Source organism: Achromobacter piechaudii NBRC 102461, assembly GCF_001571245.1.
GTDB lineage: Bacteria > Pseudomonadota > Gammaproteobacteria > Burkholderiales > Burkholderiaceae_B > Achromobacter > Achromobacter piechaudii.
The window spans coordinates 216,945-240,676 of the sequence record NZ_BCTK01000014.1 but is presented as its reverse complement, the minus strand read 5'-3'; the positions used below and the strand labels follow the sequence as shown (position 1 = coordinate 240,676).

The following is a 23,732-nucleotide window of genomic DNA, read 5'->3' as shown; positions in this document are numbered from 1 at the left end:
CCAATCCAAGGAGAACGCCTAACGACCTCACCGCGCATTTTGCGCACCATTTTTTTCTCTTTTAGAAGGAGAGCACACTATGAACCTGAGCATCTGCGGTCGTCACCTCGACGTCACCCCGGCAATCCGGGAATATGTCATGAACAAACTGGCGCGAGTGCTGCGGCATTTCGATCACGTCATCGATACCCAGGTCATGCTCTCAGTAGAGCCCCTGCGGCACAGAGCCGAAATCACCATGCGTCTAAGCGGCAAGGATATTCATTGTGAAGCGACCGATGAAAATCTCTATGCAGCCATAGACCTTCTTGCTGACAAAGTCGACCGTCAGGTCATCAAGCACAAGGACAAGGTACGAAGTCACTCAGCGGAGTCCGTGAAGCGGCAAGCGGCGAGCCTCTCGCCACCCCAGCAGTAATGCGCTTCATGATCACTCGCCCTGCGCGATAAGCTAAACAGCGATTGTAAAAATCCTGCCTAAGTCCCGGTGTCCCGCTAGACGTCAGTCCAGCCGGGGCATCGGCAAAACTCCCCCGCTCTACCCCCTCCTGCTCGTCTCCCCACCCATCATTTGCCGCGCCAAGCCGTGTCCACGGGCTGGACGTCGTGTTCGAACGCCCACAACGCGCCGCGATCAGACTATGCTGTCGCTCTTGCCACGCCGTTCGCATCCCATCGTTGGGGGGGACGCCCGGCCAATTTATTGCACTGCGTCATATAACCATATAATGATCCGATGAATCATTTGTCGCGCATCCTACCCGCCGGCAACGTCGTGCTCGATATGCTCGCAACGAGCAAGAAACGGGCGTTCGAACAAGCTGGCCTTCTCTTTGAAAACAACCATGGCTTGGCACGCGCGCTCGTGTTCGACAGCCTTTTTGCCCGGGAACGTCTAGGCTCCACTGCCCTTGGGCAGGGCGTGGCCGTTCCGCATGGCCGCGTGAAGGGGCTCGAGCAGGCGCTGGCGGCGTTCATCCGCCTGAGCCAGCCGATCTCGTTCGACGCGCCAGACGGGCAACCGGTGTCGATGTTGCTGTGCCTGCTGGTGCCGGAAACGGCCACGCAGCAGCATCTGGACATCCTGGCCGAACTTGCACAGCTGATGTCGAACAAGGCATTGCGCGAGGCGCTGGCCACGGAAACTGATCCGGCCGTCGTCCACAAAATGCTCACGACCGGCCAACTCTGATCCTCGCGGAAACGCTGCCATGCTAACGGTGCAGGAACTCGTCGACGACAACGCCGACAAAATCCCCTTTAACTGGATTTCGGGCCAAGGCGCTGCCGACCGCGCCATCCCCGATGACGGCATGGCCGCCGCCGACCTCGTCGGCCACCTGAATCTGATCCATCCGTCGCGCATTCAGGTGTTCGGCCAGGAAGAGCTGGCGTACTACACCCGCTTCGACTTGCGCCGCCGCATGCACCACATGGACGAGCTGCTGATTGGCGGCGTGCCGGCCATCCTGCTCGCCGACGGCCTCACGCCCCCCCAAGACCTGGTGGACCAGTGCGATCAGCATCAGGTGCCGTTGCTGTCCACGCCGGTCGCGGCAGCGCAATTGATCGACCTGCTGCGCATCTATCTGGGCAAGAAGCTGGCGCCCACGACGACCGTGCACGGCGTGTTCCTGGACGTGCTGGGCCTGGGCGTGCTGATCACTGGCGAATCGGGACTGGGCAAGAGCGAACTGGCGCTGGAGCTGATTTCGCGCGGTCATGGCCTGGTGGCTGATGACGCCGTGGAGTTCTCGCGCACCGCGCCCAACATGATCGAAGGCCATTGCCCACAGCTGCTGCAAAACCTGCTGGAAGTTCGTGGCCTGGGCCTGCTCGATATCCGCACCATCTTCGGCGAGACCTCGGTACGCCGGAAAATGCGCCTGAAGCTGATCGTGCATCTGGTGCGCGCCACGGCGCAAGACAAGTTCGAGCGCCTGCCTCTGCAAGACATCACCCAGGACATGCTGGGCTTGCCCGTGCGCAAGGTGATGCTGCAAGTGGCGGCGGGCCGCAACCTGGCCGTGCTGGTCGAAGCCGCCGTGCGCAACACGATACTGAAATTGCGCGGCATCGATACGCTGGGCGAATTCATGGAACGCCAGGCCATGGCGATCCTGCAAAGCAGCAAATGAACGCGCGCGGCCACGTGGCATCGTGAGCCTTTACGAAACCCTGGCCGACGAAATCGCGCAGTCGATTCGCGATGGCGTCATGCGCGTCGGAGACAAACTGCCTTCGGTGCGCGACGCCTGCGCGGCGCGCGGCGTCAGCCCCTCCACGGTATTTCAGGCGTACTACCTGCTTGAAGCGCGCGGCCTGATACGCGCGCGGCCGCGTTCCGGTTATTACGTCCACGCCCCCGTCGAATCGCTGCCGCCCGAACCCGGCGCGTCCAATCCGGCGGGCGAGTCGACCGAACTGGCCATCAGCGAACGCATTTTTGACATCCTCGGTTCCGTGCGCAATCGCGACGTGACACCGTTGGGGTCCGCCTTTCCTTCCCCTTTGCTGTTCCCACTGCCCCGCCTGGCGCAAGCCATGGCGGCGCACTTGAAACGGCAGGACCCGCTGGATACCGTCGAAGACCTGAGCCCCGGCAACCCCAGCCTGCGCCGCCAGATCGCGTTGCGCTACCTGATCGGCGGCATGAACGTCGCGGCCAGCGATATCGTGGTCACCAATGGCGCGTTGGAAGCGCTGAACCTTTGCCTGCAAGCCGTCACGCAAGTGGGCGACACCGTCATGGTCGAGGCCCCGACTTTCTACGGCGCCTTGCAGGCCCTGGAACGCCAGGGCCTGAAAGCACTGGAAGTGCCCACGCATCCGCGCACGGGCGTGGACCTGGACGCCATGGAAGCCGCGATCAAACGGCATGCGCCGCGCGCCTGTTGGTTGATGACGCAATTCCAGAATCCGCTCGGCAGCCTGATGCCGGACGACAAGAAACGGCAACTGGTGGAGATGCTGGCGCGCCATGGCATCCCGCTGATCGAGGACGACGTTTACGGCGAACTCTATTACGGCGCCGCGCGGCCCGTGCCGGCAAAGGCCTATGACAAAGCCGGCCTGGTACTGCACTGCTCGTCGTTTTCCAAATGCCTGGCGCCCGGTTATCGGATCGGCTGGGTATCGGCCGGCCGCTATACGCAGCGAGTGCAACGGCTGAAGCTGTCGTCGACCTTGTCCGCGTCGGGCCCCGCGCAAGGCGCCATCGCCGAGTATCTGGAGCAAGGCGGATACGACCGGCACCTGCGGCGGCTGCGGCAAACATTGCAGGCGCAGCAGGACCGTATGGCCGACGCGATAGCGCACGAATTTCCGGCAGGCACGCGCGTCACGCGGCCGCAAGGCGGCTTCTTTCTTTGGGTGGAACTGCCGGCGGCCGTCGACGCACTGGGCTTGCATCGTGATGCGCTGGCGCGCGGCGTCAGCGTGGCGCCGGGCCCGATATTTTCAGCCAGCAGCCAATTCGCCAGCGCGCTGCGCTTGAATTACGGGCATCCGTGGGACGCCGCGCACGAATCCGCCATCCGCGTGCTGGGCGAGCTTGCGCGCCAAGCCTGCGCGCGGGCCAGGGGCAGACGCTAAGTCAAAAGCGCCGCCGCGCGCAGCCCTCTTCAACCGACATCAGTTCAACGTGGACGCCGCGCGCGCACGCTTGACGTCCAGGGCGCTGACGCTGCCCGCCTCATTGCCCCAGCTGTTGCGGATGTAGGACACCAGCATGGCGATATCGCTGTCGTTCAGGATTTGGCCAAAGGGCGGCATGCCGTGTGGCCGGGGGTTGGCCGCCGTGGCAGGTGCGTAACCGCCGTCGAGCACCATGCGAATCACGTTGGTGGGCACGGGCGCGGTCACCGTGGGGTTGCCGGCCAACGCCGGCCACGCCGTGCCGCTGCCCTCGCCTTGCGGCTGGTGGCATTGTGCGCATTGCTGCCGATAGATCTTGCCGCCCAACTCCATGGCCGCCGCACCCGCCGCCGATTGCTGGCGCGGCGTGGATGCTGGCGTGGCCGGCAGGGACTTGATGTACACGCCGATCGCCAGTGCGTCGTCATCGGTCAGATGCTGCGTGCTGCCCAGCACGACTTCGGCCATGGGACCGCTGGCGCTGGAGTGCGCCGAGATGCCGGTCTTGAGCAATGCCGCGATATCGGCTGCCGTCCAGCGGCCCATGCCGGTCTGCATGTCATTGGTGAGCGGCGGCGCGTACCAATCCAGCACCGGGATCACGCCGCCCGTCAGCGCATCGGAGGCACGCGTCGCGCCCAGTTGATTGCGAGGCGTGTGGCAGGCCGCGCAATGCCCCAGCCCTTCAACCAGATAACGCCCCCGGTTCCATTGCACCGATTGCCCTGCGTCGGCGTCTTGCACGCCCGGCTTGAAATACAAGGCGCGCCACCCGGCCAGCAACGCGCGTTGATCGTATGGAAACGCCATCTCGGCCGGCTTGTTGGGCTGGCTGACAGGCGGCACGCTGCGCAGGTAGGCATACAAGGCATCGGCATCCGCCCGGCTGACGCGGGTGTATTCCGTGTAGGGGAACGCGGGATACAGCAGCGTGCCATCCTTGGATTTGCCGTTGTGCAGCGCCTGCCAGAAGTCGTCTGCGGTCCACGAGCCGATGCCCGTCTTGTCGTCCGGCGTGATGTTGGGGCCGTAGACCGTGCCGAACGGCGTGGGTATGGGCGTGCCGCCCGCCAAGGGCTTGCCGCCCCGGCTGGTATGGCAGGCCATGCAGTTGCCCACCTGGGCCAGATAGCGGCCGCGATCGACCAGGGTCGCTGCGTCCGCCGTGGCGGCCGGACCGGTGCTGGCGTCATCGCGGGTGCCAAGCCAGTACAGGGCGCCCACCGCGACTATCGCCGCAAGCAGCACAAGGGACAGGACTCTCTTGAACAGTTTCATTGGGGCCCCCGGATCAGCGTTGCGCCTGGCTGCCGCATTGCGCGGGCAGCTCGAGCGAACCCGCGGCTTCGGGCGCGTAAGGCTCGACGACGGGCTGCGACGACAGCCACGCCGCCAGGGCGCCGATGTCGTTGGGGGTGAGCTTTTGGGCGATATCGGCCATGCAGTCCGGCGCGGCGGCGCGGCGCAGGCCAGTTTTCCAGCTACCGATCTGCGAACCGATGTAGTCGCGCGGCAAGCCCAGCAATCCGGGGATAGCGGGCATCAAGCCGCCCAGCGCGGCGCCATGACAGGACGCACAGGCGGGCAGCCCACGCGCCGCATCGCCTTGCAAGGCCAGGACGCGGCCCGCTTCAAGCGTGGCGCTGGAGACGTCCGCGCGGATGGGCGGCGGATAGGGCACATGCTGTTCGGAAAAATACCTGGCCATCTCGCGCAGGTAGTCATCGGGCAGGCCGGCCAGCAGATGCGACATCGGCCGGTACTGGCGCCGGTCATCGCGAAAGTTCAGCAGCTGGTGGTACAGATACTCCTGCGGCTTGCCGGCCAGGCGAGGGTAATAGCCGTCGGTGCCGGCCCTGCCCTGCGCGCCGTGACAGGCGGTACAGGCCGCGACGCGCGCCGCCATGGTGTCGGGCCGCAGCGTCTCGGGAGGCGCTGGTTGGGACAGCGCGCTGCTTGTCGTAAAGACAACAGTGGCGGTCGCAAGCACGCGGAAAATCGCCCCAAACCGCGGCAGTGAAACACTACTAAAGGAAATGAGCGCTAACATTCAGGTCGAATTCCTATCCCCCGTAAGCATGACGGCGGGGGCTCGTAAGTGAATCGAACAAGTATCCGGCCCGTTAGCTTACGCGACGCGGCAACAAAGGGTACAGACCCAGATTCCTTATTTGCGGCCATATCAGATGCCATCGCTGCGGCATCGTCCTGGAAAAGCGTGCAACAATCATGTCCATGTTGAAAGTCGTCCTTGTCACCGGCATCTCTGGTTCAGGAAAATCCGTTGCACTGCGCATGCTTGAGGACGCCAGCTACACCTGCGTCGACAACCTGCCTGTGCGATTCCTGACCGAATTCATCGCCAACGCGCGCGATGAGGGCCTGGAACGCGTGGCCGTGGCCATCGACGTCCGCTCGCCGGGCGAACTGGCTGAACTGCCCGACGTGGTGACCGCGCTGCGCGCCATGGGCACCAGCCTGCGCGTGGTCTTCCTGGACGCCAACACGTCGACGCTGGTGCAGCGCTATTCCGAATCGCGCCGCCGCCATCCGCTGACCGATCGCCTGCAACGCGGCGGCACGCCGCCCTCGCTGACCGATTGCATCGCGCTTGAACGCGAACTGCTGGCGCCGCTGCGCGAGCAGGAACATGTGATCGACACCTCGGACCTGACTCCGGGACAACTGCGCGCCTGGATCCGCGATCTCATCAAGGCTGACCGCGCCCCGCTCGTGCTGACCTTCGAGTCCTTCGCCTACAAGCGCGGCGTGCCCGGCGACGCCGACCTGGTGTTCGACGTGCGCTGCCTGCCCAACCCGCACTACGACCGCAATCTGCGTCCATTGACCGGGCGCGATGAGCCCGTCGCCACCTGGCTGGCCGGCTACGAGCAGGTGGGCCAAATGATCGACGACATCGCCGGCTTCCTGAACCGCTGGTTGCCGCTGTACACACAAGACACCCGCAACTACCTGACCGTGGCCATCGGCTGTACGGGCGGCCAGCATCGCTCCGTCTACGTGGTCGAACAGTTGGCGCTGCGCTTCGCCGACCACGATCCCTTGCTGGTGCGCCACCGAAACCAATTGCTCTCCGAATCCGCATGACCCTGTCCCGCCCGCTCCACCTGATCCTGATGTTGTTGCTGGCCATTGCCGTGGCCGGCTGCTCTTCCACCGGGGGACGAAAGAAGGGCGGCGGGTATTACAAGGACGACGGCCCGGACGCCAACCCCCCGGCCAACCTGGACCAGGTGCCCGACGCGGTGCCCCGCATCGAACCGTACGCCAGCGGCGCGAACCGGCCCTACGTGGTGTTCGGCCAGCGTTACGTGCCGGACACCAGCGGCCAGCCGTACAAACAGCGCGGCATCGCGTCCTGGTATGGCAAGAAATTCCATGGCAATTCCACGTCCATCGGCGAGTCCTACGACATGTACGCCATGACGGCCGCCCACACCACGCTGCCGATTCCCAGCTACGCCCGCGTGACCAGCCTGGTCAATGGCAAGACGATCATCGTGCGCGTGAACGACCGCGGGCCATTCCACAGCGACCGCATCATGGATCTGTCCTACGTTGCCGCGTACAAGCTTGGCATCATCGGGCCGGGCAGCGGACAGGTCGTGGTCGAGAGCATTCCGCAAGAGGAGATCCGCCGTCTCGCCTCGCAGGGCGCGCCCGCCGCCCCCGCGCCGGAACCGGCTTCGGCTACCGGCTCGCTGCCGGTCCAGGCGCCGGTGTCCGCGGTGCCGGTGGCGCTGACGGCCGAACCGCTGCCCGGCCCCGTGCCCGGATCAGCGCCGGTGCGGCAGGCTCCCGCCGCGGGGATCGGCAACGTCTATCTGCAAGTGGGTGCGTTCAGCCAGCCGGGCAATGCGCAATCGCTGGTGGCGCGCATCAATTCGCAGCTGGGTTCCGCGGGCGCGCCGCCCGCCCAGGTCGAGCAATCGAACAACCTGTACCGGGTGCGGATCGGACCTTACCCCGACCGCCAGAGCGCCATGAATGCCGTGCCGCTGGTGTCGGACCGCATCGGCATCCTGCCCAGCATCGCGACGCAGTAAGCGGTGCCGGCCCGGCGTTCACCAGGGCAATTCGGCCTGGCCGTCGCAGACACGGCGCGCGCGCGGGTTGCGGCTGACATAGCGGTTGCCTTCGTGCGCCAGCAACGCCTGCTTGCGCGGCAGGCCGCCGCCAAAGCCCGTCAATGACGTATCGGCCCCGATCACCCGGTGACACGGAATGATGATGATGATGGGATTGCGGCCGACCGCGCCGCCCACCGCCTGCGCACCCTTGGGCCGCCCCACGGTGCGAGCCAGATCGCCATAGCTGGCCAGCTTGCCGAACTCCAGCGCGCACAGCGCATGCCAGACCTTGTGCTGAAAAGTCGTGCCGATGGGGTCCAGCGCCACGTCGAAGCCGCGCCGCTTGCCCGCGAACCAGTCATCCAGCTCGCGCCGCGCCTGCTCCAGGATGGGGTTGGCGTCCGTGCGCGTCCAGCCCTCGGGCGAGGGCAACATTTCCTGGTCGGTGAACCATGCGCCGCGCAGTCCCTTGGGGCTGGCGACAAGGCGCAGCTCGCCCAGCGGGGTGTCGATGTCGCGGTAGGCCAGCGGCTCCAGCGGGTCGGCGGGCTTGTTCGACACTATCGTTGCATACGCCATGGCTTTACTCCGCCGATTTCTTGCGCGAGAGCGCCCGGTTGTACAACACGTCGCGCGCCTGGCCCGTGACCTTGGCGGCGACCCGCGCGGCATCGCGCACGGACATCGATTCCAGCAGCGCGTCCAGCAGCACGTCGGTGCGCGGGTCGGCCTCTTCGTCGATCTCCTGCGCCACTTCGGCATGCGCGATCAACACGAACTCGCCCTGCTCGCGGTGCGAGTCGCCGGCCAGCCAGGCGGCGGCCTCGCCCATCGTGATGGTGGCGATTTCTTCAAAGCGCTTGGTGAGTTCGCGCGCCACGGTCAGTTGGCGGTCGGGCCCGCAGACTTCAAGCAGATCGGCCAGCGTGGCGGCCAGGCGATGCGGCGACTCAAACATCACCACCGGCGCGGGCAACGCGCACCAGGACCGCAGCCAGCGCTGGCGGGCCACGGCCTTGGGCGGCGGGAAGCCGGCGAAGGCGTAGGCCGGATTTTCGTCAGTGGTGACGCCGCTGCCCATCAGCGCGGCGATCACGGCGCTGGGGCCGGGCACCGGCACCACCGCAAAGCCGGCCTCGCGCACCGCGCGCACCACGCGGGCGCCGGGGTCGCTGACGGCGGGCGCGCCTGCGTCCGACACCAGCGCTACGCGCTGCCCCTGGGCCAACCGTTCGCAGATTGCCTGAGCGGCGGCGGCCTCGTTGTGGCGGTGAGCGGCCATCAGCGGCGTGCCGACGCCCCAGGCGTCCAGCAAGGTGCGGCTGGCGCGCGTGTCTTCGGCGGCGATCACGTCAGCACGTTGCAGGGCGTGCCACGCCCGCAGCCCCAGGTCGCCCAGGTTGCCGATTGGCGTGGCCACGACGTACAGGGTCGAAGCGGGCCAATGCTGCCCGGCCACGCGATCGGACACGCGGCTCCAGGCATCGCCGGCGGGCGGGGGTGAGACATTTTGATTCATTGCAGCCTACTGACACGGAAAAACCATGTCAGTGTAGCCGCCAATCCCCGCCATCCCCGGAGCCCGCATGACGGACCCCACCCTGCGGCTGGCCTGCGAACTGGCGCTGGCGGCAAGGCGCCGCGCCGACAAGCGCCGCCGCCGCGCGCGCCCTCCCGCATCGCCCGTCGACGCGCCAGTACGCCGCTCGCCCATGCAGCGTCGCGGCGACGCGCACGAGGACGCGGCCTTGCGGTGGTTGCAGGCGCGCGGGCTGGTGCTGCTGGCGCGCAACCTGTGGACCCGCCTGGGCGAAATCGACCTGGTCATGCGCGAAGGCGATACGTTGGTCTTCGTCGAAGTCCGCGCCCGCGCGCCTACGCGCTATGGCGGCGCGGCGGCAAGCATTGGCCGCGACAAGCAGGCGCGGCTGGCGCGTGCAGCCGCGCACTGGCTGCCGGAATTGGCCCGCCGCCATTTCGGTGGCGTGACGCCCCCCGCCCGTTTCGACGCGGTGGTCTTCGACGCCGGGCAGCCGCAATGGCTGCGCGACGCCTTTTCACTACCCTGATTCACTAGCCTGATCCCGCTTGCGCGCACGCGCCGATCATTCGGTGACAACCTGCCGCAACGTCGTTACGCCTGGACAGAACAGCGCGTCTGCCCCGTGAGATAATCGCGCCCATGGATATGACCTCTCGTATGACGTCGCACTTTCGCGACGCCATGGCTGCGTGCGAACAAAGTATGAACGTCCTGGCGGAACCGCTGGCAGTGGCGGTCGACGTGCTGTTCGGGGCCCTGGCGAACAACGGCAAGATTCTGGCTTGCGGCAATGGCGGCTCGGCAGCCGATGCGCAGCATTTCATCGCCGAACTGGTGGGCCGCTTCGAACGCGAACGCCTGCCCTTGGCCGGCATCGCACTGAACACCGACACCTCCATCCTCACCGCCGTCGGCAACGACTACGGCTTCGACGAAATCTACGAACGGCAGGTCAATGCGTTCGGCCAGGCAGGCGACGTACTGGTGGCGATCTCGACCAGCGGCAATTCGCCCAACGTCGTGCGCGCCATGGAAGCCGCCAGCTCGCGCGAAATGCACGTGCTGGCCTTGACCGGCAAGGGCGGCGGCGTCATGGGGGAACTCATCACGCCAATGGACGTCCATCTATGTGTTCCCAGCGACCGCACCATGCGGATCCAGGAAGTCCATATTCTGCTGCTGCACGCGCTTTGCGACGGCATCGACGCTCTTCTGCTTGGAGACACCGAATGATTTCTGACGTCAGAACCGCAGTCCGCCCCCTGATGCTCGCCGCGGCGCTGTCCACCGCGGCGCTCTCGCTTTCGGCCTGCGCGCCGCTGATCGTGGGTGGCGCGGCCGCCACCACGGCCGTCGTCGTCACCGACCGCCGCACCTCCGGTATCCAGCTTGAAGACCAGAACATGGCCTTCAAGGCACAAAGCCAGATCTCGCAAAAGCTCGGCGACACCGCGCGCGTCAATGCCATGGCCTATGGCGGCCACCTGCTGCTGACGGGCGACGTGCCCACCGAAGAAGCCAAGAACCAGGCGACTGCCATCGCGCAGGGCGTGGAAAACGTCAAGCAGGTCATCAATCAATTGAACGTGGGCCCGATCGCCTCGTTCGGCACCCGCTCGAACGACACGTGGCTGACGTCCAAGGTCAAGACCGCACTCATCAACACCAAGTACGTGCCGTCGGGCACCATCGCGCTGACCACCGACCACAGCGTCGTCTACCTGATGGGCAAGGTCACGCAGGCCGAAGGCGAATACGCAGCCAACGCCACCGCGGATGTCGGCGGCGTAGCCAAGGTGGTTAAACTGTTCGAGACCATCAGCCGCGAAGAAGCCATCCGGCTGTCCAACAGCAGCACCCGGGATAACTCCACGGAAACCAAGGCGCCCATCCAGAGCGGCGCCGGCACCGCGCCTGCAGACAGCGCGGCCGGCACCAGCAACGGCGTAGAGGCGATGCCCATCAAATGAAAAAAGCTATCGTAGCCCTCGCCGTCCTGGTGGCGGTTGGTATCGGCGCCTGGTTCGTCTGGCGCCCCGCCCAGACTGCGCCCGATGTCACGTTCACCACGCTGGAAGGCAAGACCTTCTCGATGCAGGACCTGCGCGGCAAGGTCGTGCTGGTCAAATTCTGGGCAACCAGTTGCGTGACCTGCGTGAAGCAAATGCCGGAAACCATCGCCGCCTATAAGGAATACGCGGCGAAAGGCTACGAGGCCGTGGCAGTCGCCATGAATTACGATCCGCCCAACTTCGTCTTGAACTTCGCGGACCAGCGCAAGCTGCCGTTCCCCGTGGCGCTGGACACCAAAGGCGACATCGCGCGCGCCTTCGGCGACATCCGGCTAACGCCGACCGCCTTCCTGATCGACAAGCAGGGGCACATCATCAAGCGCTATCTGGGCGAATACGACGTGGCCGAATTCCACGCCACCGTGGAAAAGGCCCTGGCGGCGGGCTGATCCCTCATCGCCTTTGCCGTGCACGCATGAAAAAACCGCCGTTTCAGGCGGTTTTTTCATGCGTGGCCCATCGAAATGGGCCGGGTGGATGAGGCTCAGAAGGCCGGAATGACAGCGCCCTTGTACTTTTCCTGGATGAATTTCTTTACGTCGGCCGAGTGCAACGCCTCGACCAGCTTCTTGATGCCCGGCGCATCCTTGTTGTCGGAACGCGTAACCAGGATGTTGGCGTAGGGCGAATCGGCGCCCTCGATGAACAGCGCGTCCTTGGTGGGGACCAGGCCGGCTTCCAGCGCGTAGTTGGTGTTGATCAGGGCCAGGTCCACGTCGTCCAGCGACCGCGGCAGCATGGCGGCTTCGAGTTCACGGAACTTCAGCTTCTTGGGGTTCTCGACCACGTCGGCAGCAGACGCCAGGATGTTCGAGGCGTCCTTCAGCTTGATGACGCCCTGCTTTTGCAGCAACACCAGCGCGCGGCCGCCATTGGACGGATCGTTCGGGATGGCGACCGTTGCGCCATCCTTGAGTTCAGCCAAGCTCTTGATCTTCTTGGAATAACCGCCGAAAGGTTCAACGTGAACCAGGGCGACGGGCACCAGCGTGGCCTTGCGGTCTTTGTTGAACGTGTCCAGGTACGGCTTGTGCTGGAAGAAATTGGCGTCCAGCTGCTTGTCCACCAGTTGCAGGTTGGGCTGCACGTAATCGCTGAACACCTTGATGTCCAGCTCGACGCCTTCCTTGGCCAACTGCGGTTTCACCACTTCCAGGATTTCGGCGTGGGGAACCTGGGTCGCGCCCACCACCACTTTTTCTGCATGGGCGGCCTGCGCCGCCACCAGGAATGCCGATGCCGCCAGAGCAGCGCGGACGAAGTTCAAACGCATGGTTGCCTCTTTTATGAAGTGAAAATGGGGGCTGATGCCCAACCGGTGCGGATTTGCCCCTTCGTGGGGGGCCTCGCGTCTCGAAAACGCCCCAATTTACCTGAATGCCGGTTATTTGTCGGGCATATGGACATGGGTTTTAGGCATATGAAACGTGTGGGTACTACAATCCGTCGTATGCTTGCGCTACCGCGTTTCGAACGCGATGTTGTGCAGGCATTTTTTCTAACCACTCATACATATTTGCCGACTTAGCTGCCATGACCGACACCCCCGACCCTGCTGCCGTTTCGTCCCCCGCTGTCAAAGCCGCTGTGCTGTCTGAAGCACTGCCGTATATCCGACGATTCCACGGCAAGACCATCGTGGTCAAGTACGGCGGCAACGCCATGACGGAAGAGCGCTTGCAGCGCAGCTTCGCGCACGATGTCGTGCTGCTCAAGCTGGTGGGTCTGAACCCGGTGGTCGTACACGGCGGCGGTCCGCAGATCGACGACGCGCTGCGCCGCATCGGCAAGCAGGGCACCTTCATCCAGGGCATGCGCGTGACCGATGCCGAAACCATGGAAGTGGTTGAATGGGTGCTGGGCGGCCAGGTCCAGCAGGACATCGTCATGATGATCAACGAGGTCGGCGGCAAGGCCGTCGGCCTGACCGGCAAGGACGGCGGCTTGATCCAGGCTCAGAAAAAGCTGATGGCCAACAAGGACAACCCCGCCGAGCCCATCGACATCGGTTTCGTCGGCGACATCACGCTGGTCGAACCCGCCGTGGTCAAGGCCCTGCAAGACGACCAGTTCATCCCCGTGATCTCGCCCATCGGCTACGGCGAAGACGGCACCGCCTACAACATCAACGCCGACGTCGTCGCCGGCAAGATGGCCGAAGTGCTGGGCGCCGAAAAGCTGTTGATGCTGACCAACACCCCGGGCGTGCTGGACAAGGCGGGCAAGCTGTTGCGCAGCCTGTCGGCCCAGACCATCGACGAACTCTTCGCCGACGGCACGATTTCCGGCGGCATGCTGCCCAAGATCTCGTCCGCGCTGGACGCCGCCAAGAACGGCGTGAACTCCGTTCACATCGTCGACGGCCGCGTGCCGCACTGCCTGTTGCTGGAAATCCTGACCGATCAAGGCGTGGGCACGATGATCAGCTCGCATTGATGCGAGCTCAACGTCTATTGCTACGGCCGGCGGTGCGCATGCGCCGCTCGCGCCGCATGGCCACGGGCGCTTCCGAGCGCCTGTGGCTGTTTGATCTGGACAACACGCTGCACGACACCTCGCACGCCATCTTCCCGAAGATCGATCTGGGCATGACGATGGCGGTGGCCGAGGCGTTGAACGTGGACGTCGACACGGCCAACGAGCTGCGCCGCAAGTACTGGCAGCGCTACGGCGCCACGATGATCGGCATGGTGCGGCATCACGGCGTCAACCCCCACGACTTCCTGCATCGCAGCCACGACTTCGACGTCAACCCGCTGGTGCGCGCGGAAAAGGCGCTGGCCTACAAGCTGCGCCAGCTGCCCGGCCGCAAGGTGCTGCTGACCAACGCGCCGCTGCGCTACGCCCGTTCCGTGCTTGAGCGCCTGGGCATCCTGCGCCAGTTCGACAGCCTGTGGGCTATCGAGCACATGCAGCTGCATGGCCAATTCCGGCCCAAGCCGTCGCCGGCGCTGCTGCGCTATGTATTGGCCCGCGAAGGCGTGCCCGCCCACCGCGCCGTGCTGGTCGAAGACACATTGGCCAACCTGCGTGGCGCGCGCCGCGTGGGCGTGCGCACGGTGCATGTGTATCACCCCGGCACGCCATTTTCGCGCGGCCGATCGCAGCGTCCGCCCTATGTCGACTTGCGGGTAAACTCCGTCAGTGATTTGCTGTTACGTCGGCGTCCCCTGCGGGGATAGCGGCGCGCTCCTCCCTCCCCCCACACCGTCAAGCCTGCGCGAGAGCAGTCCCTTCCATGGCGAGCAAACCCGGCGAGCGCAAGACCCAGATTCTGCAGACCCTGGCCGAAATGCTGGAGCAGCCGCACGCGTCCCGCATCACCACGGCCGCGCTGGCCGCGCGCTTGCAGGTGTCGGAAGCGGCGCTGTACCGGCACTTTGCCAGCAAGGCGCAGATGTTCGAGGGGCTGATCGAGTTCATCGAGACCAGCATCTTCACGCTGGTCAATCAGATCGCTACCGCCGAGCCCTACGGCGTGCCCCAGGCGCACAAGACCGTGGCCATGCTGCTGACCTTCTCCGAGCGCAACAAGGGCATGACACGCGTGCTGACCGGAGACGCGCTGGTCACGGAAGACAATCGGCTGCAAGAGCGCATCAACCACATCAATGACCGCATCGAGATATCGCTGAAGCAATCGCTGCGCATTGCCATCACCGACGGCGGCCTGCCAGCGGACGCCAATGTGGCCGCGCATGCCAGCCTGTTGACGCATCTGGTGTTGGGCCGTTGGCTGCGCTATGCCCAGAGCGGCTGGCGCGTGGCGCCAACGTTGCATCTGGACGAACAACTGCGCCTGGCGCTGGGTTGATTTCGCACGGCCGCTGCGCTTGCCGCGTGGCCGGGCGCACGAGCATAATGCGCGGGATGGGTTTACTCAAGCCCAAACCTCCATCGGTTTGATTCACATCAATACGGGTTTTCCGCAATACCGTCACGATCGTGCTGTAGCGTCGACACATAGATTTAGATAAGCCCGTGCTCGCGGGGAGTGTGTCGTCGGATTGACCTCAACCGGAGATGGATATGACCGCGCCAGCCGCCGTCCCTGCCCCACAGGCACCCCCAAAAGTAAAAATTCCAATCGGACTGATCGCCGGCATCGTCGTGATGATCGGGGTATTGATGATGCCCCTGCCCGCCGACCTGCCAGTCGCGGGGCACCGCATGCTGGCGATCCTGGCGTTCGCGGTGGTGGTCTGGATTACCGAAGCCGTGTCCTACGAAGCCAGCGCGATCATGATCACGACGCTGATGGCTTTCCTGCTGGGCACGGCTCCGACAATCAAAGACCCGAACGTGCTGTACGGCACGTCGGCCGCCATCAGCATGGCGCTGACCGGTTTTGCCAACTCGGCGCTGGCGCTCGTGACCGGCGCCCTGTTCATCGCCGCCGCCATGACCTTCACCGGACTGGACCGGCGCATCGCGCTGGTGACGCTGTCCAGAGTGGGCACCAGCACGCGCCGCATCCTTATCGGATGTATCGCCGTGACGATCGTGTTGAGCCTGGTCGTGCCCAGCGCCACCGCGCGCAGCGCCGCCGTGGTGCCGATCATGATGGGCGTCATCGCCGCCTTCGGCGTGGACAAGCGGTCGAACATCGCAGCCGGCATCATGATCATCGTGGCGCAGGCCACCAGCATCTGGAACGTGGGTATCCAGACCGCCGCCGCGCAGAACCTGCTGACGGTCGGCTTCATGGAGAAGATGCTGGGCGAACGCGTGGCGTGGTCGGACTGGCTGATCGCAGGCGCACCGTGGTCGCTCATCATGTCGGCCGTGCTGATCGTCGTGGTGCTCAAGCTGCTGCCGCCGGAAACCGACAGCATCGCCGGGGGCAAGGAAGCGGTCGAAAAATCGCTGCTTGAACTGGGCCCGATGACGGGTGCGCAAAAGCGCCTGATGGCCGTGTCGATCATGCTGCTGCTGTTCTGGTCGACCGAAGGCAAGCTGCACAAATTCGACACCACCTCGACGACGTATTTCGGGCTGGTCCTGTTGATGCTGCCGCGCTTTGGCGTGATGACGTGGAAAGACGTGCAATCGCGGATCCCATGGGGCACGGTGATCGTGTTCGGGGTGGGCATCAGCCTGGGCACCGCGTTGTTGACCACGCAGGCCGGCCAATGGCTGGGCAACCAGGTCGTGGCGCACACGGGCCTGGATCACCTGGGACCGCTGGCCATCTTCGCCGTGCTGGCCGCCTTCCTGATCATCATCCACCTGGGCTTTGCCAGCGCCACCGCGCTGACCTCGGCCATGCTGCCCATCCTGATTTCGGTGCTGGCCACGCTGCCGGGCGACTTCAGCCGCCTGGGCATGACGATGCTGCTGGGCTTTGTGGTCAGCTACGGCTTCATCCTGCCGATCAACGCGCCGCAGAACATGGTGTGCCTGGGCACGGAAACCTTCAACGCCAAGCAGTTCGCCAAGGTCGGCATCATCGTGACCATCGTGGGCTACCTGCTGATGCTGCTGATGGGCATGACCTACTGGCGCTGGCTGGGCTGGCTGTAAGGGGAGGCGATCATGAAACTCTCCCTTGCCCAAGCCAACGAATATGGCCGCCGCGTGCTGATGGCCCAGGGCGTGCCCGAAGACATCGCGCGCGACGTGGCCGAACACCTGGTCGAATCGGACCGGGTGGGCTACACCAGCCACGGCCTGTCCATCCTGACGAACTACCGACGCGTGCTGTCCGAAGGACTCGCACAGCCCGATGGCCGGCCCGAGCTGGTCAATGACCGGGGCGCCATGCTGGCCTACGACGGCCATCACGGCCTGGGGCAGTACGTTGGCAAGGTCGTCATCGAAAAAGCCATCGAGCGCACGCAGGAACACGGGCAGTGCATCGTGACCCTGCGCCACAGCCATCACCTGGGCCGCATGGGCCACTTCGGGGAAATGGTCGCCGCCAAGGGTCTGATCCTGCTGGCCTTCACCAACGTGATCAACCGCGCGCCGACCGTCGCGCCGTTCGGCGGCGCAGAGGCGTGCCTGACGACCAACCCGCTGTGCTTTGCCGGCCCGCTGCCGGGTGGCCGGCCGCCTTTCATCGTGGACATGGCGACGAGTTCTATCGCCGTGAACCGCGCGCGCGTGTTGGCGGCCAAGGGCGAAAAGGCGCCGCCCGGGTCATTGATCGACGCCGAGGGCAACCCGACCACGGACCCGAACGCGCTGTTCTCCGATCCGCCCGGCGCGCTGCTGCCGTTTGGTGGCCACAAGGGTTATGCCCTGGGCCTGGTGGCCGAGCTGCTAGCGGGCGTGCTGTCCGGTGGCGGCACGATCCAGCCGCAGCACCCGCGCATCGGCGTGGCGACGAACAATATGTTCGCGCTGCTACTGGACCCGCAGGTCGATTTCAATACCGATTGGCGGTCGATGGAAGTGGGCGCGTTCATTGATTACCTGCATGCCTGCAAGCCGCAGCCCGGCGTGGAAAGCGTGCAGTATCCAGGCGAGTACGAGGCCCGCAATCGCGCCGTCAATGCGGATTCGGTGGAGTTCGACAGCCGGATCTGGGATGGCCTGACCAAGCTGGCTCGGGATCTGGGCGTGCCCGACGCCCTGCCCTGAGCCGTCGAACGGGTGGCGGAACCACGACGGTCCCGCTACAGACAGGCGGTGGATGCCTGCAAGGCCCACCGCCTGGCAAGAGCGATCACGCCAGGACCGGTCAAGCCTTTACCGAGCGGTGCCGGCTGATGCTCATCATGATGCCGAAGGCGATACCCATGGTGAACAAGGCCGTCCCGCCGTAACTCATGAATGGCAGGGGCACGCCCACCACGGGCAGGATGCCCGTGACCATGCCGACGTTCACGAACACATAGATGAACAACATCATGGTCAGTGCGCCGGCCAGCAACCGGCCGAACTGCGAAGCCGCGCGCGAGGCGATCGTCAGGCCGCGCGCCATCATCAGGCCGTACAGCACCAGGATGGCAATGCCGCCGTACAGGCCGAATTCCTCGGCATAGACCGCAAAAATGAAGTCGGTGGTGCGTTCGGGGATGAAGTCCAGATGGGTCTGCGTGCCCTTCATGTAGCCCTTGCCATACATGCCGCCCGACCCCACCGCGATCATCGATTGAATCGTGTGAAAGCCCTTGCCCAACGGGTCGGAGCTGGGGTTGAGCAGCGTGCAGACACGATGCTTCTGATAGTCGTGCAGCACCACCCAACTCACATCGGGCTCGCATAGCTGGTCTTCGTAGTACACCAGCGTGCCGATGGCGATGATGCCGGCCAGCATGACGGGCACCAGCAGCTTGAACGACAGCCCCGCGAAATAGATCACGAAGAAGCCGGCGCCGAACACCAGCAACGCCGTGCCCAGGTCGGGCTGCAACACGATCAGCCCGAAGGGCGCGGCCAGCATCGCGGCGGCGGCCAGGAAGTCGCGGATCCGCACGGCGCCTTCATGGCGCTGGAAATACCAAGCCAGCATCATCGGCACCGCGATCTTCATCATTTCCGACGGCTGGATGCGGGTCACGCCCAGGTTCAGCCAGCGGGTCGCGCCCTTGCTGGTTTCACCGAAGAATTCCACGCCCAGCAGCAGCACCACGCCCACCACGTAGAACGGCAATGCCAGCTTCATCAACCACTTGGGCGGAATCAGCGCCATGGTCCACATCGCGAAGAACGCGATGATGAAGTTGCGCGACTGTTCGGCGAAACGCCAGTCCGTGCCGCCCACGGCCGAATGCATGACCGTCAGGCCCAGCGCCGCGAACATCATCAGGATGGCCAGAAGCGGCCAGTCGAACGCCGTGAAGACGCGTAGCAGGATAAGGCCCAGGCGCTTCATTGTTGGCGCACCACGTCAGAGGTAATGGTTTCAACGGAAGCCAGAGGGTCGCCACGGTCGGGCCGCACGATCTTGTCCTGGCGGTCCTTGGCCAGCCAATAGTCGAAGACCTTGCGCGCAACCGGCGCGGCCACGCTGGCGCCCCAGCCGGCGTTCTCGACGATCAGCGAGACGGCGATGCGCGGGTGTTCCAGCGGCGCGAAGCCCATGAACAGCGCGTGGTCGCGCAAGCGTTCGTCGATGGCGCTGGCTCGGTAATGGCCGCCGCGCAGGCTGAACACCTGGGCCGTGCCGGTCTTGCCGGCGGCCTGATACGGTGCGTTGGCGAATGCGCGACGCGCCGTGCCGGCCCGCACCACGTCCGCCATGGCGTTCTTGATGACATCCACATTGGCCTGCTTGAGCGGAATGCGGTAGTCGGGCGTGGACTCGGTCGGCTTGGCGACGCCGGTGCGCGAGTCACGCACCGCGTGCACCAGATGCGGGCGGCGGTACAGACCGTTGTTGGCCAAGGTGGACGTGCCCTGCGCCAATTGCAGCAAGGTGAACGCGTTGTAACCCTGGCCGACGGCCACCGAAATGGTTTCGCCGGCGTACCAGCGCTGGCGGTCCTTGTCTTTGTAGGCCGCGCGCTTCCAGTCGGTGGACGGCAGCACGCCGCGCTTCTCGCCTTCCAAGTCGATGCCGGTGATCTGGCCAAAGCCGAACTGCTTGGTGAAGTCGTGCAGCGCGTTCACGCCGATCTCGGGTCCCAGCGAATAGAAATACGTATCGGACGACACCACGATGGCCTTGTGCATGTCGGTCATGCCGTAGGCAGCGCCCCCCGCGTTGCGGAATTTCTGTCCGCCGAATTCGAAATAACCCGGGTCCGAGATGCGGTCCGTCGCGCGGCGCTTGCCCAATTCCAGCGCGGCCAGGCCAACGAAAGGCTTGTAGGTCGAACCGATCGGGTAGGTGCCGTAAAGCGGACGGTTGATCAGCGGGTGGTCCGGCGACTCGTTCAACATGCGCCAGTTGTCCACGTCGATGCCATCCACGAACAGATTGGGATCGAACGAGGGCTGCGAGACGAAGGCCAGCACTTCGCCCGTGTCCGGGTCGATGGCCACCAGCGCGCCGCGCTGACCCTCGAAGGCTTCTTCGGCGACCTTTTGCAGGCCCAGGTCGATGGACAGCATGATGTCGGAACCGGGCACCGGGTCGATCCGGCGCAGGGTGCGCATGGGGCGTCCACCCGCCGTGACTTCGACTTCCTCAAGCCCGGTGCGGCCGTGCAGTTGCTCTTCCCAGGTCTTCTCGATGCCCTTCTTGCCGATGACATCGGTGCCCCGATAGTTGCCCAACTGGCCGGCGCGTTCCAGCTCTTCGTTGTCGCCTTCGGCAATGCGGCCGATGTAGCCGACCACGTGCGCGGCCGACACGCCTTGCGGATATTCGCGCACCCAGCGCGCTCGCAGCTCCACGCCTGGAAACTGGAAGGCGTGCGCGGCAAACCAGGCCGCTTCGGTTTCGTTCAGGTTGTTGCGCAGTTGCAGGCTGGCGTAGCGGCTGGACTCGGCGGCGCGACGCTTGAAGCGCCGCTGGTCGGTCGGGCTGATGTAGACCACTTCCGTCAGCCGCTCGAACAATTCGTTCATGTTGCCGGCGTGGGCCGGCACGACTTCCAGCGTGTAGGTGCGGTAGTTGCGCGCCAGCACTTCGCCGTTGCGGTCCAGGATCTCGCCCCGGCGCGGCGGGATGGGCACCACGGCGATGCGGTTGCGGTCGGCGCGTTCGGACAGGCCTTCGTAGCGATCCACCTGCAAATACCAGAACCGGCCGACCAGCACGCCAAAGCACACCAGCGCGAACACGCCGCCTACCCAGGCGCGCAGGCGGAAGCGCTGCTTTTGCTGCTGGCCGGTTTTCTTGAATTCAAACATGAGGCGACGCCGCCATCAGGCGGAGGAAGATTCGGCGTCGTCGGCACCGCGCTGCGGCAAGTGCAGGACCCAACCCGCCAACGGCCACAGGGCAGCCGTGATGGCCACGCTGATGCACCAGTCCCAGCCGGGCCATTTGCCCGCCACCCAGGCGTGGATGATCTGCGTGAGAAAGCGCGCAACGAAGAACACAGGCAGCATGTGCATCGCCTGGCTCCAGAGATCGAAGCGTTGCAATCGGCGGTGCAGCACCACGGCGCCATAGGCGACCAGCGTGTAGGACAGGGCGTGTTCGCCCAGCATGCCGGCGTCGTGTACGTCCATCAGCAGGCCGAAGAAGAACGCCGTGAACAGGCCGACGCGGCGCGGCTCGTGCACGCACCAGAAAGCGATGATCAGCAGCAGGACGTCGGGCGCGCCCTGCCACAGCCGCCACGGCAGCAGTGACACCAGCCACACCAGCAGCACGGTGCCCCAGACGAACACACCGTGCGCCGGACCGGACAGGCGGTCGGGGTGCACGTTGCTGGGCGTACCCAGGCGGCGCCTGGGTTGCGATGAGTTAGTCCGATCCACCGGAATCGACCTCCTGACGGTTGGACTCGGCGCGTGCCACATCCACCTGCAAGACCAGGAAGTGGCGATAGCGTTCGGGATGGGCCAGCGGTTCACACACGGCGCGGGCGAAACCGGAAGCGGTGTCGCGTTCGACCGAGGTCACTTTGGCCACGGGCAGGCCGGCGGGGAACAAACCACCCACGCCGCTGGTGACGATAGTATCGCCTTCCTTGATGTCGGCATTGGCGGCAAGGTAACGAACTTCCATCTTGCCGGGGGAATTGCCGCCAAATGCAATCAGGCGCAAGCCATTGCGCAGCAGTTGCACCGGGATGGAAACTTGCTCGTCGGTGACCAGCGCGGCCTCGGCCGTCATGGGCGTCACGCGCACGATCTGGCCGACCACGCCGCCTTCGTCGATGACCGGCATGCCGGGCGCCAGGCCCGCCTTGCTGCCCTTGTTGAACACCAGCCGCTGCGTGAAGGCATTGGTGGGTTCGTACATGACTTCGACCACCACGGCCGATTGCGCCACGGTGTCGGTCACGCCCAGCAGGCGGCGCAGTTGCGCGTTTTCAGCGGCCAACTGGGCAGCGTGCGACGCCACTTGCGCCAGCTCGATGCGCTGGCGCTGCAAGGCTTCGTTTTCACTGCGAATGAGGTTGGCCGCGTTGACCCATTCATTGACCTGCTGGACGAGGTCACGCGGCGCCATGACGGCGCGCTGGAACGGATAAAGCGCCACGGCGATGGTGCGGCGCGCCGGTTCCAGCATGCGCCATTGCGAATCGATGATGATCAGGGCCAATGCCAGGACGACCAGAACGACCAGCCGCACCTCCGCTGGTGGGCCGCGCCTGAATAAAGGGGGGGTCCCTTGTCGTTGCATGAATCTCAGCCCGGACGCCCGCGTCCGAAGCCCCCGCAGCGGCCGGAGCCGAAGAAAAGCGGGGCTCCGGGCTGGCGGGCGGTATTAATCGTTGATGAAGATGGCGCCCAGTTTCTCAAGGTGTTCCAGCGCTTCGCCGCAACCGCGCACGACGCAGGTCAGGGGGTCGTCGGCCACAACGACGGGCAAGCCGGTTTCTTCCTGGAGCAGGCGATCCAGATCGCGCAGCAGCGCGCCGCCACCGGTCAGGGCGATGCCCTTGTCGGTGATGTCGGCGCCCAGTTCCGGCGGGGTCTGCTCAAGCGCGATTTTCACCGCGGACACGATCTGGTTGAGCGGGTCGGTCAGCGATTCCAGGATCTCGTTGGACGACACCGTGAAGCTGCGCGGCACGCCTTCGGCCAGATTGCGGCCCTTGACTTCGATCTCGCGGACTTCGGAACCCGGGAATGCCGAGCCGATTTCCTTCTTGATCAATTCAGCCGTGGGTTCGCCGATCAGCATGCCGTAGTTGCGACGGATGTAGTTGACGATGGCCTCGTCGAACTTGTCGCCGCCCACGCGCACCGAACCCTTGTAGACCATGCCGCCCAGCGAGATGACCGCCACTTCGGTGGTGCCGCCGCCGATGTCGACGACCATGGAGCCGCTGGCGTCGGACACGGCCAGGCCGGCGCCGATGGCCGCGGCCATGGGTTCTTCGATCAGGAAGACGTGGGATGCACCCGCGCCCAGCGCCGATTCGCGGATCGCGCGGCGTTCAACCTGGGTCGAGCCGCAAGGCACGCAGACGATGATCCGCGGGCTGGGGGCCAGCATGTTGCGGGGGTGCACCATGCGAATGAACTGCTTGAGCATCTGTTCGGTGACCGTGAAGTCAGCGATAACGCCGTCCTTCATGGGCCGGATGGCCTCGATATTGCCGGGAACTCGACCGAGCATCTGCTTGGCTTCGTGGCCGACGGCCTGGATGATCTTTTTGCCGTGAGGCCCGCCTTCATGACGGATTGCGACCACGGAGGGCTCATCGAGCACGATGCCCTTGCCGCGGACGTAAATCAGCGTATTGGCGGTACCGAGGTCAATCGCCATATCGCTGGAAAAATAACTGCGCAGGAATCCGAACATGGGAGCTCAGCTAAATTCTGGGGGGAATTGGGTTCATGCCGGGGGGCGTTTGGCCCGAAAAAGGTCGG

At 64.9% G+C, this 23,732-nt stretch carries 25 protein-coding genes; 15 read left to right on the top strand and 10 right to left on the bottom strand.

Translation table 11 applies throughout. The features are described 5' to 3' along the window. Positions 1 to 79 precede the first annotated feature (79 nt). The 4 genes from hpf to API01S_RS25840 all read left to right on the top strand — a co-directional run bounded on the left by hpf (position 80) and on the right by API01S_RS25840 (position 3,594). Positions 80 to 418 (top strand): ribosome hibernation-promoting factor, HPF/YfiA family, encoded by a 339-nt coding sequence (hpf, locus tag API01S_RS25855; RefSeq protein ID WP_006216296.1) that lies wholly within the window; start codon positions 80 to 82, stop codon positions 416 to 418. A gap of 318 nt (positions 419 to 736) precedes the next feature. Next, on the top strand, positions 737 to 1,192 hold the full coding sequence (locus API01S_RS25850) for a PTS sugar transporter subunit IIA (RefSeq protein ID WP_050728498.1): 456 nt from the start codon (positions 737 to 739) through the stop codon (positions 1,190 to 1,192). A gap of 19 nt (positions 1,193 to 1,211) precedes the next feature. After that, a complete protein-coding gene (gene hprK / locus API01S_RS25845) occupies positions 1,212 to 2,138 on the top strand; it encodes an HPr(Ser) kinase/phosphatase (RefSeq protein WP_006216298.1) in 927 nt (308 codons plus the stop codon). A 22-nt stretch (positions 2,139 to 2,160) separates the two neighbouring features. Then, positions 2,161 to 3,594 carry an aminotransferase-like domain-containing protein gene (locus API01S_RS25840; RefSeq protein WP_061306494.1) on the top strand — a complete coding sequence of 478 codons (1,434 nt, stop codon included), beginning with the start codon at positions 2,161 to 2,163 and terminating at the stop codon, positions 3,592 to 3,594. A 39-nt stretch (positions 3,595 to 3,633) separates the two neighbouring features. Here API01S_RS25840 and API01S_RS25835 read toward each other — a convergent pair whose 3' ends face one another. Next, positions 3,634 to 4,914 carry a cytochrome c gene (locus API01S_RS25835; protein WP_006216300.1) on the bottom strand — a complete coding sequence of 427 codons (1,281 nt, stop codon included), beginning with the start codon at positions 4,912 to 4,914 and terminating at the stop codon, positions 3,634 to 3,636. Positions 4,915 to 4,927: 13 nt separating this feature from the next. Beyond that, on the bottom strand, positions 4,928 to 5,686 hold the full coding sequence (locus API01S_RS25830) for a c-type cytochrome (protein ID WP_156487186.1): 759 nt from the start codon (positions 5,684 to 5,686) through the stop codon (positions 4,928 to 4,930). A gap of 185 nt (positions 5,687 to 5,871) precedes the next feature. On the opposite strand from API01S_RS25830, the gene rapZ reads away from it, so the two are divergent. Together rapZ and API01S_RS25820 are read left to right on the top strand one after the other, a co-directional pair. Continuing rightward, a complete protein-coding gene (gene rapZ / locus API01S_RS25825; protein WP_039883698.1) occupies positions 5,872 to 6,744 on the top strand; it encodes an RNase adapter RapZ in 873 nt (290 codons plus the stop codon). After that, positions 6,741 to 7,703 (top strand): septal ring lytic transglycosylase RlpA family protein, encoded by a 963-nt coding sequence (locus API01S_RS25820; protein ID WP_050728495.1) that lies wholly within the window; start codon positions 6,741 to 6,743, stop codon positions 7,701 to 7,703. The genes rapZ and API01S_RS25820 overlap by 4 nt, the downstream gene beginning before the upstream one ends. Before the next feature lie 18 nt (positions 7,704 to 7,721). On the opposite strand, the gene API01S_RS25815 is transcribed toward API01S_RS25820, so the two are convergent. Continuing rightward, positions 7,722 to 8,306, bottom strand: coding sequence for a methylated-DNA--[protein]-cysteine S-methyltransferase (locus API01S_RS25815; protein ID WP_050728494.1), 585 nt, complete (start codon positions 8,304 to 8,306; stop codon positions 7,722 to 7,724). Positions 8,307 to 8,310: 4 nt separating this feature from the next. Beyond that, entirely contained in the window at positions 8,311 to 9,246 is a 936-nt protein-coding gene (rsmI, locus tag API01S_RS25810) for a 16S rRNA (cytidine(1402)-2'-O)-methyltransferase (RefSeq protein ID WP_006216305.1), read from the bottom strand. Between the two features lie 67 nt (positions 9,247 to 9,313). Between rsmI and API01S_RS25805 the strand changes: the two genes are divergently transcribed. The 4 genes from API01S_RS25805 (at position 9,314) to API01S_RS25790 (ending at position 11,731) form a co-directional block, all read left to right on the top strand. Beyond that, positions 9,314 to 9,796 carry a YraN family protein gene (locus tag API01S_RS25805; protein ID WP_061306492.1) on the top strand — a complete coding sequence of 161 codons (483 nt, stop codon included), beginning with the start codon at positions 9,314 to 9,316 and terminating at the stop codon, positions 9,794 to 9,796. A gap of 113 nt (positions 9,797 to 9,909) precedes the next feature. Next, complete coding sequence (locus API01S_RS25800) at positions 9,910 to 10,503, top strand: phosphoheptose isomerase (RefSeq protein WP_006216307.1); 594 nt, start codon at positions 9,910 to 9,912, stop codon at positions 10,501 to 10,503. Beyond that, on the top strand, positions 10,500 to 11,240 hold the full coding sequence (locus API01S_RS25795) for a BON domain-containing protein (protein WP_006216308.1): 741 nt from the start codon (positions 10,500 to 10,502) through the stop codon (positions 11,238 to 11,240). Before API01S_RS25800 ends, API01S_RS25795 begins: the two co-directional genes overlap by 4 nt. Next, positions 11,237 to 11,731, top strand: a complete 495-nt coding sequence (locus API01S_RS25790) for a peroxiredoxin family protein (protein WP_006216309.1) — start codon at positions 11,237 to 11,239, stop codon at positions 11,729 to 11,731. Before API01S_RS25795 ends, API01S_RS25790 begins: the two co-directional genes overlap by 4 nt. Before the next feature lie 95 nt (positions 11,732 to 11,826). Here the strand turns inward: API01S_RS25790 and API01S_RS25785 are convergent, their stop codons facing one another. Beyond that, a complete protein-coding gene (locus API01S_RS25785) occupies positions 11,827 to 12,615 on the bottom strand; it encodes a MetQ/NlpA family ABC transporter substrate-binding protein (RefSeq protein WP_006216310.1) in 789 nt (262 codons plus the stop codon). Positions 12,616 to 12,875: 260 nt separating this feature from the next. Between API01S_RS25785 and argB the strand changes: the two genes are divergently transcribed. The 5 genes from argB (at position 12,876) to API01S_RS25760 (ending at position 17,927) form a co-directional block, all read left to right on the top strand. Beyond that, the gene (argB, locus tag API01S_RS25780; RefSeq protein WP_006216311.1) at positions 12,876 to 13,778 is read left to right on the top strand and encodes an acetylglutamate kinase; all 903 of its coding nucleotides are present in this window, start codon (positions 12,876 to 12,878) and stop codon (positions 13,776 to 13,778) included. Continuing rightward, positions 13,778 to 14,524 (top strand): pyrimidine 5'-nucleotidase, encoded by a 747-nt coding sequence (locus API01S_RS25775; protein WP_050728492.1) that lies wholly within the window; start codon positions 13,778 to 13,780, stop codon positions 14,522 to 14,524. The genes argB and API01S_RS25775 overlap by 1 nt, the downstream gene beginning before the upstream one ends. Before the next feature lie 56 nt (positions 14,525 to 14,580). Further along, entirely contained in the window at positions 14,581 to 15,156 is a 576-nt protein-coding gene (gene slmA / locus API01S_RS25770; RefSeq protein ID WP_006216313.1) for a nucleoid occlusion factor SlmA, read from the top strand. Between the two features lie 215 nt (positions 15,157 to 15,371). Next, positions 15,372 to 16,865: a DASS family sodium-coupled anion symporter gene (locus API01S_RS25765; RefSeq protein ID WP_050728491.1), complete on the top strand. Its 1,494-nt coding sequence runs from the start codon at positions 15,372 to 15,374 to the stop codon at positions 16,863 to 16,865. Between the two features lie 12 nt (positions 16,866 to 16,877). Continuing rightward, on the top strand, positions 16,878 to 17,927 hold the full coding sequence (locus API01S_RS25760; protein ID WP_006216315.1) for an Ldh family oxidoreductase: 1,050 nt from the start codon (positions 16,878 to 16,880) through the stop codon (positions 17,925 to 17,927). 100 nt (positions 17,928 to 18,027) lie between these two features. On the opposite strand, the gene rodA is transcribed toward API01S_RS25760, so the two are convergent. From rodA to API01S_RS25735, 5 genes are all read right to left on the bottom strand, one after another. After that, positions 18,028 to 19,164, bottom strand: a complete 1,137-nt coding sequence (rodA, locus tag API01S_RS25755) for a rod shape-determining protein RodA (RefSeq protein WP_006216316.1) — start codon at positions 19,162 to 19,164, stop codon at positions 18,028 to 18,030. Further along, a complete protein-coding gene (gene mrdA, locus API01S_RS25750) occupies positions 19,161 to 21,089 on the bottom strand; it encodes a penicillin-binding protein 2 (RefSeq protein WP_050728490.1) in 1,929 nt (642 codons plus the stop codon). The genes rodA and mrdA overlap by 4 nt, the downstream gene beginning before the upstream one ends. A gap of 15 nt (positions 21,090 to 21,104) precedes the next feature. Then, the gene (gene mreD, locus API01S_RS25745) at positions 21,105 to 21,665 is read right to left on the bottom strand and encodes a rod shape-determining protein MreD (protein ID WP_006216318.1); all 561 of its coding nucleotides are present in this window, start codon (positions 21,663 to 21,665) and stop codon (positions 21,105 to 21,107) included. Next, positions 21,652 to 22,536: a rod shape-determining protein MreC gene (gene mreC, locus API01S_RS25740; protein ID WP_039882480.1), complete on the bottom strand. Its 885-nt coding sequence runs from the start codon at positions 22,534 to 22,536 to the stop codon at positions 21,652 to 21,654. The genes mreD and mreC overlap by 14 nt, the downstream gene beginning before the upstream one ends. Positions 22,537 to 22,620: 84 nt before the next feature. Further along, entirely contained in the window at positions 22,621 to 23,664 is a 1,044-nt protein-coding gene (locus tag API01S_RS25735) for a rod shape-determining protein (protein WP_006216320.1), read from the bottom strand. Positions 23,665 to 23,732 lie beyond the last annotated feature (68 nt).

Excerpts from the sequence above, each read along its gene's own strand:
- API01S_RS25760 (WP_006216315.1), top strand. The coding sequence starts at position 16,878 with ATGAAACTCTCCCTTGCCCAAGCCAACGAATATGGCCGCCGCGTGCTG.
- hprK (WP_006216298.1), top strand. The coding sequence starts at position 1,212 with ATGCTAACGGTGCAGGAACTCGTCGACGACAACGCCGACAAAATCCCC.
- API01S_RS25815 (WP_050728494.1), bottom strand. The coding sequence starts at position 8,306 with ATGGCGTATGCAACGATAGTGTCGAACAAGCCCGCCGACCCGCTGGAG.
- API01S_RS25800 (WP_006216307.1), top strand. The coding sequence starts at position 9,910 with ATGGATATGACCTCTCGTATGACGTCGCACTTTCGCGACGCCATGGCT.
- API01S_RS25735 (WP_006216320.1), bottom strand. The coding sequence starts at position 23,664 with ATGTTCGGATTCCTGCGCAGTTATTTTTCCAGCGATATGGCGATTGAC.
- slmA (WP_006216313.1), top strand. The coding sequence starts at position 14,581 with ATGGCGAGCAAACCCGGCGAGCGCAAGACCCAGATTCTGCAGACCCTG.
- API01S_RS25785 (WP_006216310.1), bottom strand. The coding sequence starts at position 12,615 with ATGCGTTTGAACTTCGTCCGCGCTGCTCTGGCGGCATCGGCATTCCTG.
- API01S_RS25850 (WP_050728498.1), top strand. The coding sequence starts at position 737 with ATGAATCATTTGTCGCGCATCCTACCCGCCGGCAACGTCGTGCTCGAT.
- API01S_RS25835 (WP_006216300.1), bottom strand. The coding sequence starts at position 4,914 with ATGAAACTGTTCAAGAGAGTCCTGTCCCTTGTGCTGCTTGCGGCGATA.
- mrdA (WP_050728490.1), bottom strand. The coding sequence starts at position 21,089 with ATGTTTGAATTCAAGAAAACCGGCCAGCAGCAAAAGCAGCGCTTCCGC.
- hpf (WP_006216296.1), top strand. The coding sequence starts at position 80 with ATGAACCTGAGCATCTGCGGTCGTCACCTCGACGTCACCCCGGCAATC.
- API01S_RS25830 (WP_156487186.1), bottom strand. The coding sequence starts at position 5,686 with ATGTTAGCGCTCATTTCCTTTAGTAGTGTTTCACTGCCGCGGTTTGGG.
- API01S_RS25790 (WP_006216309.1), top strand. The coding sequence starts at position 11,237 with ATGAAAAAAGCTATCGTAGCCCTCGCCGTCCTGGTGGCGGTTGGTATC.
- rapZ (WP_039883698.1), top strand. The coding sequence starts at position 5,872 with ATGTTGAAAGTCGTCCTTGTCACCGGCATCTCTGGTTCAGGAAAATCC.
- API01S_RS25820 (WP_050728495.1), top strand. The coding sequence starts at position 6,741 with ATGACCCTGTCCCGCCCGCTCCACCTGATCCTGATGTTGTTGCTGGCC.
- argB (WP_006216311.1), top strand. The coding sequence starts at position 12,876 with ATGACCGACACCCCCGACCCTGCTGCCGTTTCGTCCCCCGCTGTCAAA.
- API01S_RS25805 (WP_061306492.1), top strand. The coding sequence starts at position 9,314 with ATGACGGACCCCACCCTGCGGCTGGCCTGCGAACTGGCGCTGGCGGCA.
- API01S_RS25775 (WP_050728492.1), top strand. The coding sequence starts at position 13,778 with ATGCGAGCTCAACGTCTATTGCTACGGCCGGCGGTGCGCATGCGCCGC.
- rsmI (WP_006216305.1), bottom strand. The coding sequence starts at position 9,246 with ATGAATCAAAATGTCTCACCCCCGCCCGCCGGCGATGCCTGGAGCCGC.
- rodA (WP_006216316.1), bottom strand. The coding sequence starts at position 19,164 with ATGAAGCGCCTGGGCCTTATCCTGCTACGCGTCTTCACGGCGTTCGAC.
- mreC (WP_039882480.1), bottom strand. The coding sequence starts at position 22,536 with ATGCAACGACAAGGGACCCCCCCTTTATTCAGGCGCGGCCCACCAGCG.
- API01S_RS25795 (WP_006216308.1), top strand. The coding sequence starts at position 10,500 with ATGATTTCTGACGTCAGAACCGCAGTCCGCCCCCTGATGCTCGCCGCG.
- API01S_RS25765 (WP_050728491.1), top strand. The coding sequence starts at position 15,372 with ATGACCGCGCCAGCCGCCGTCCCTGCCCCACAGGCACCCCCAAAAGTA.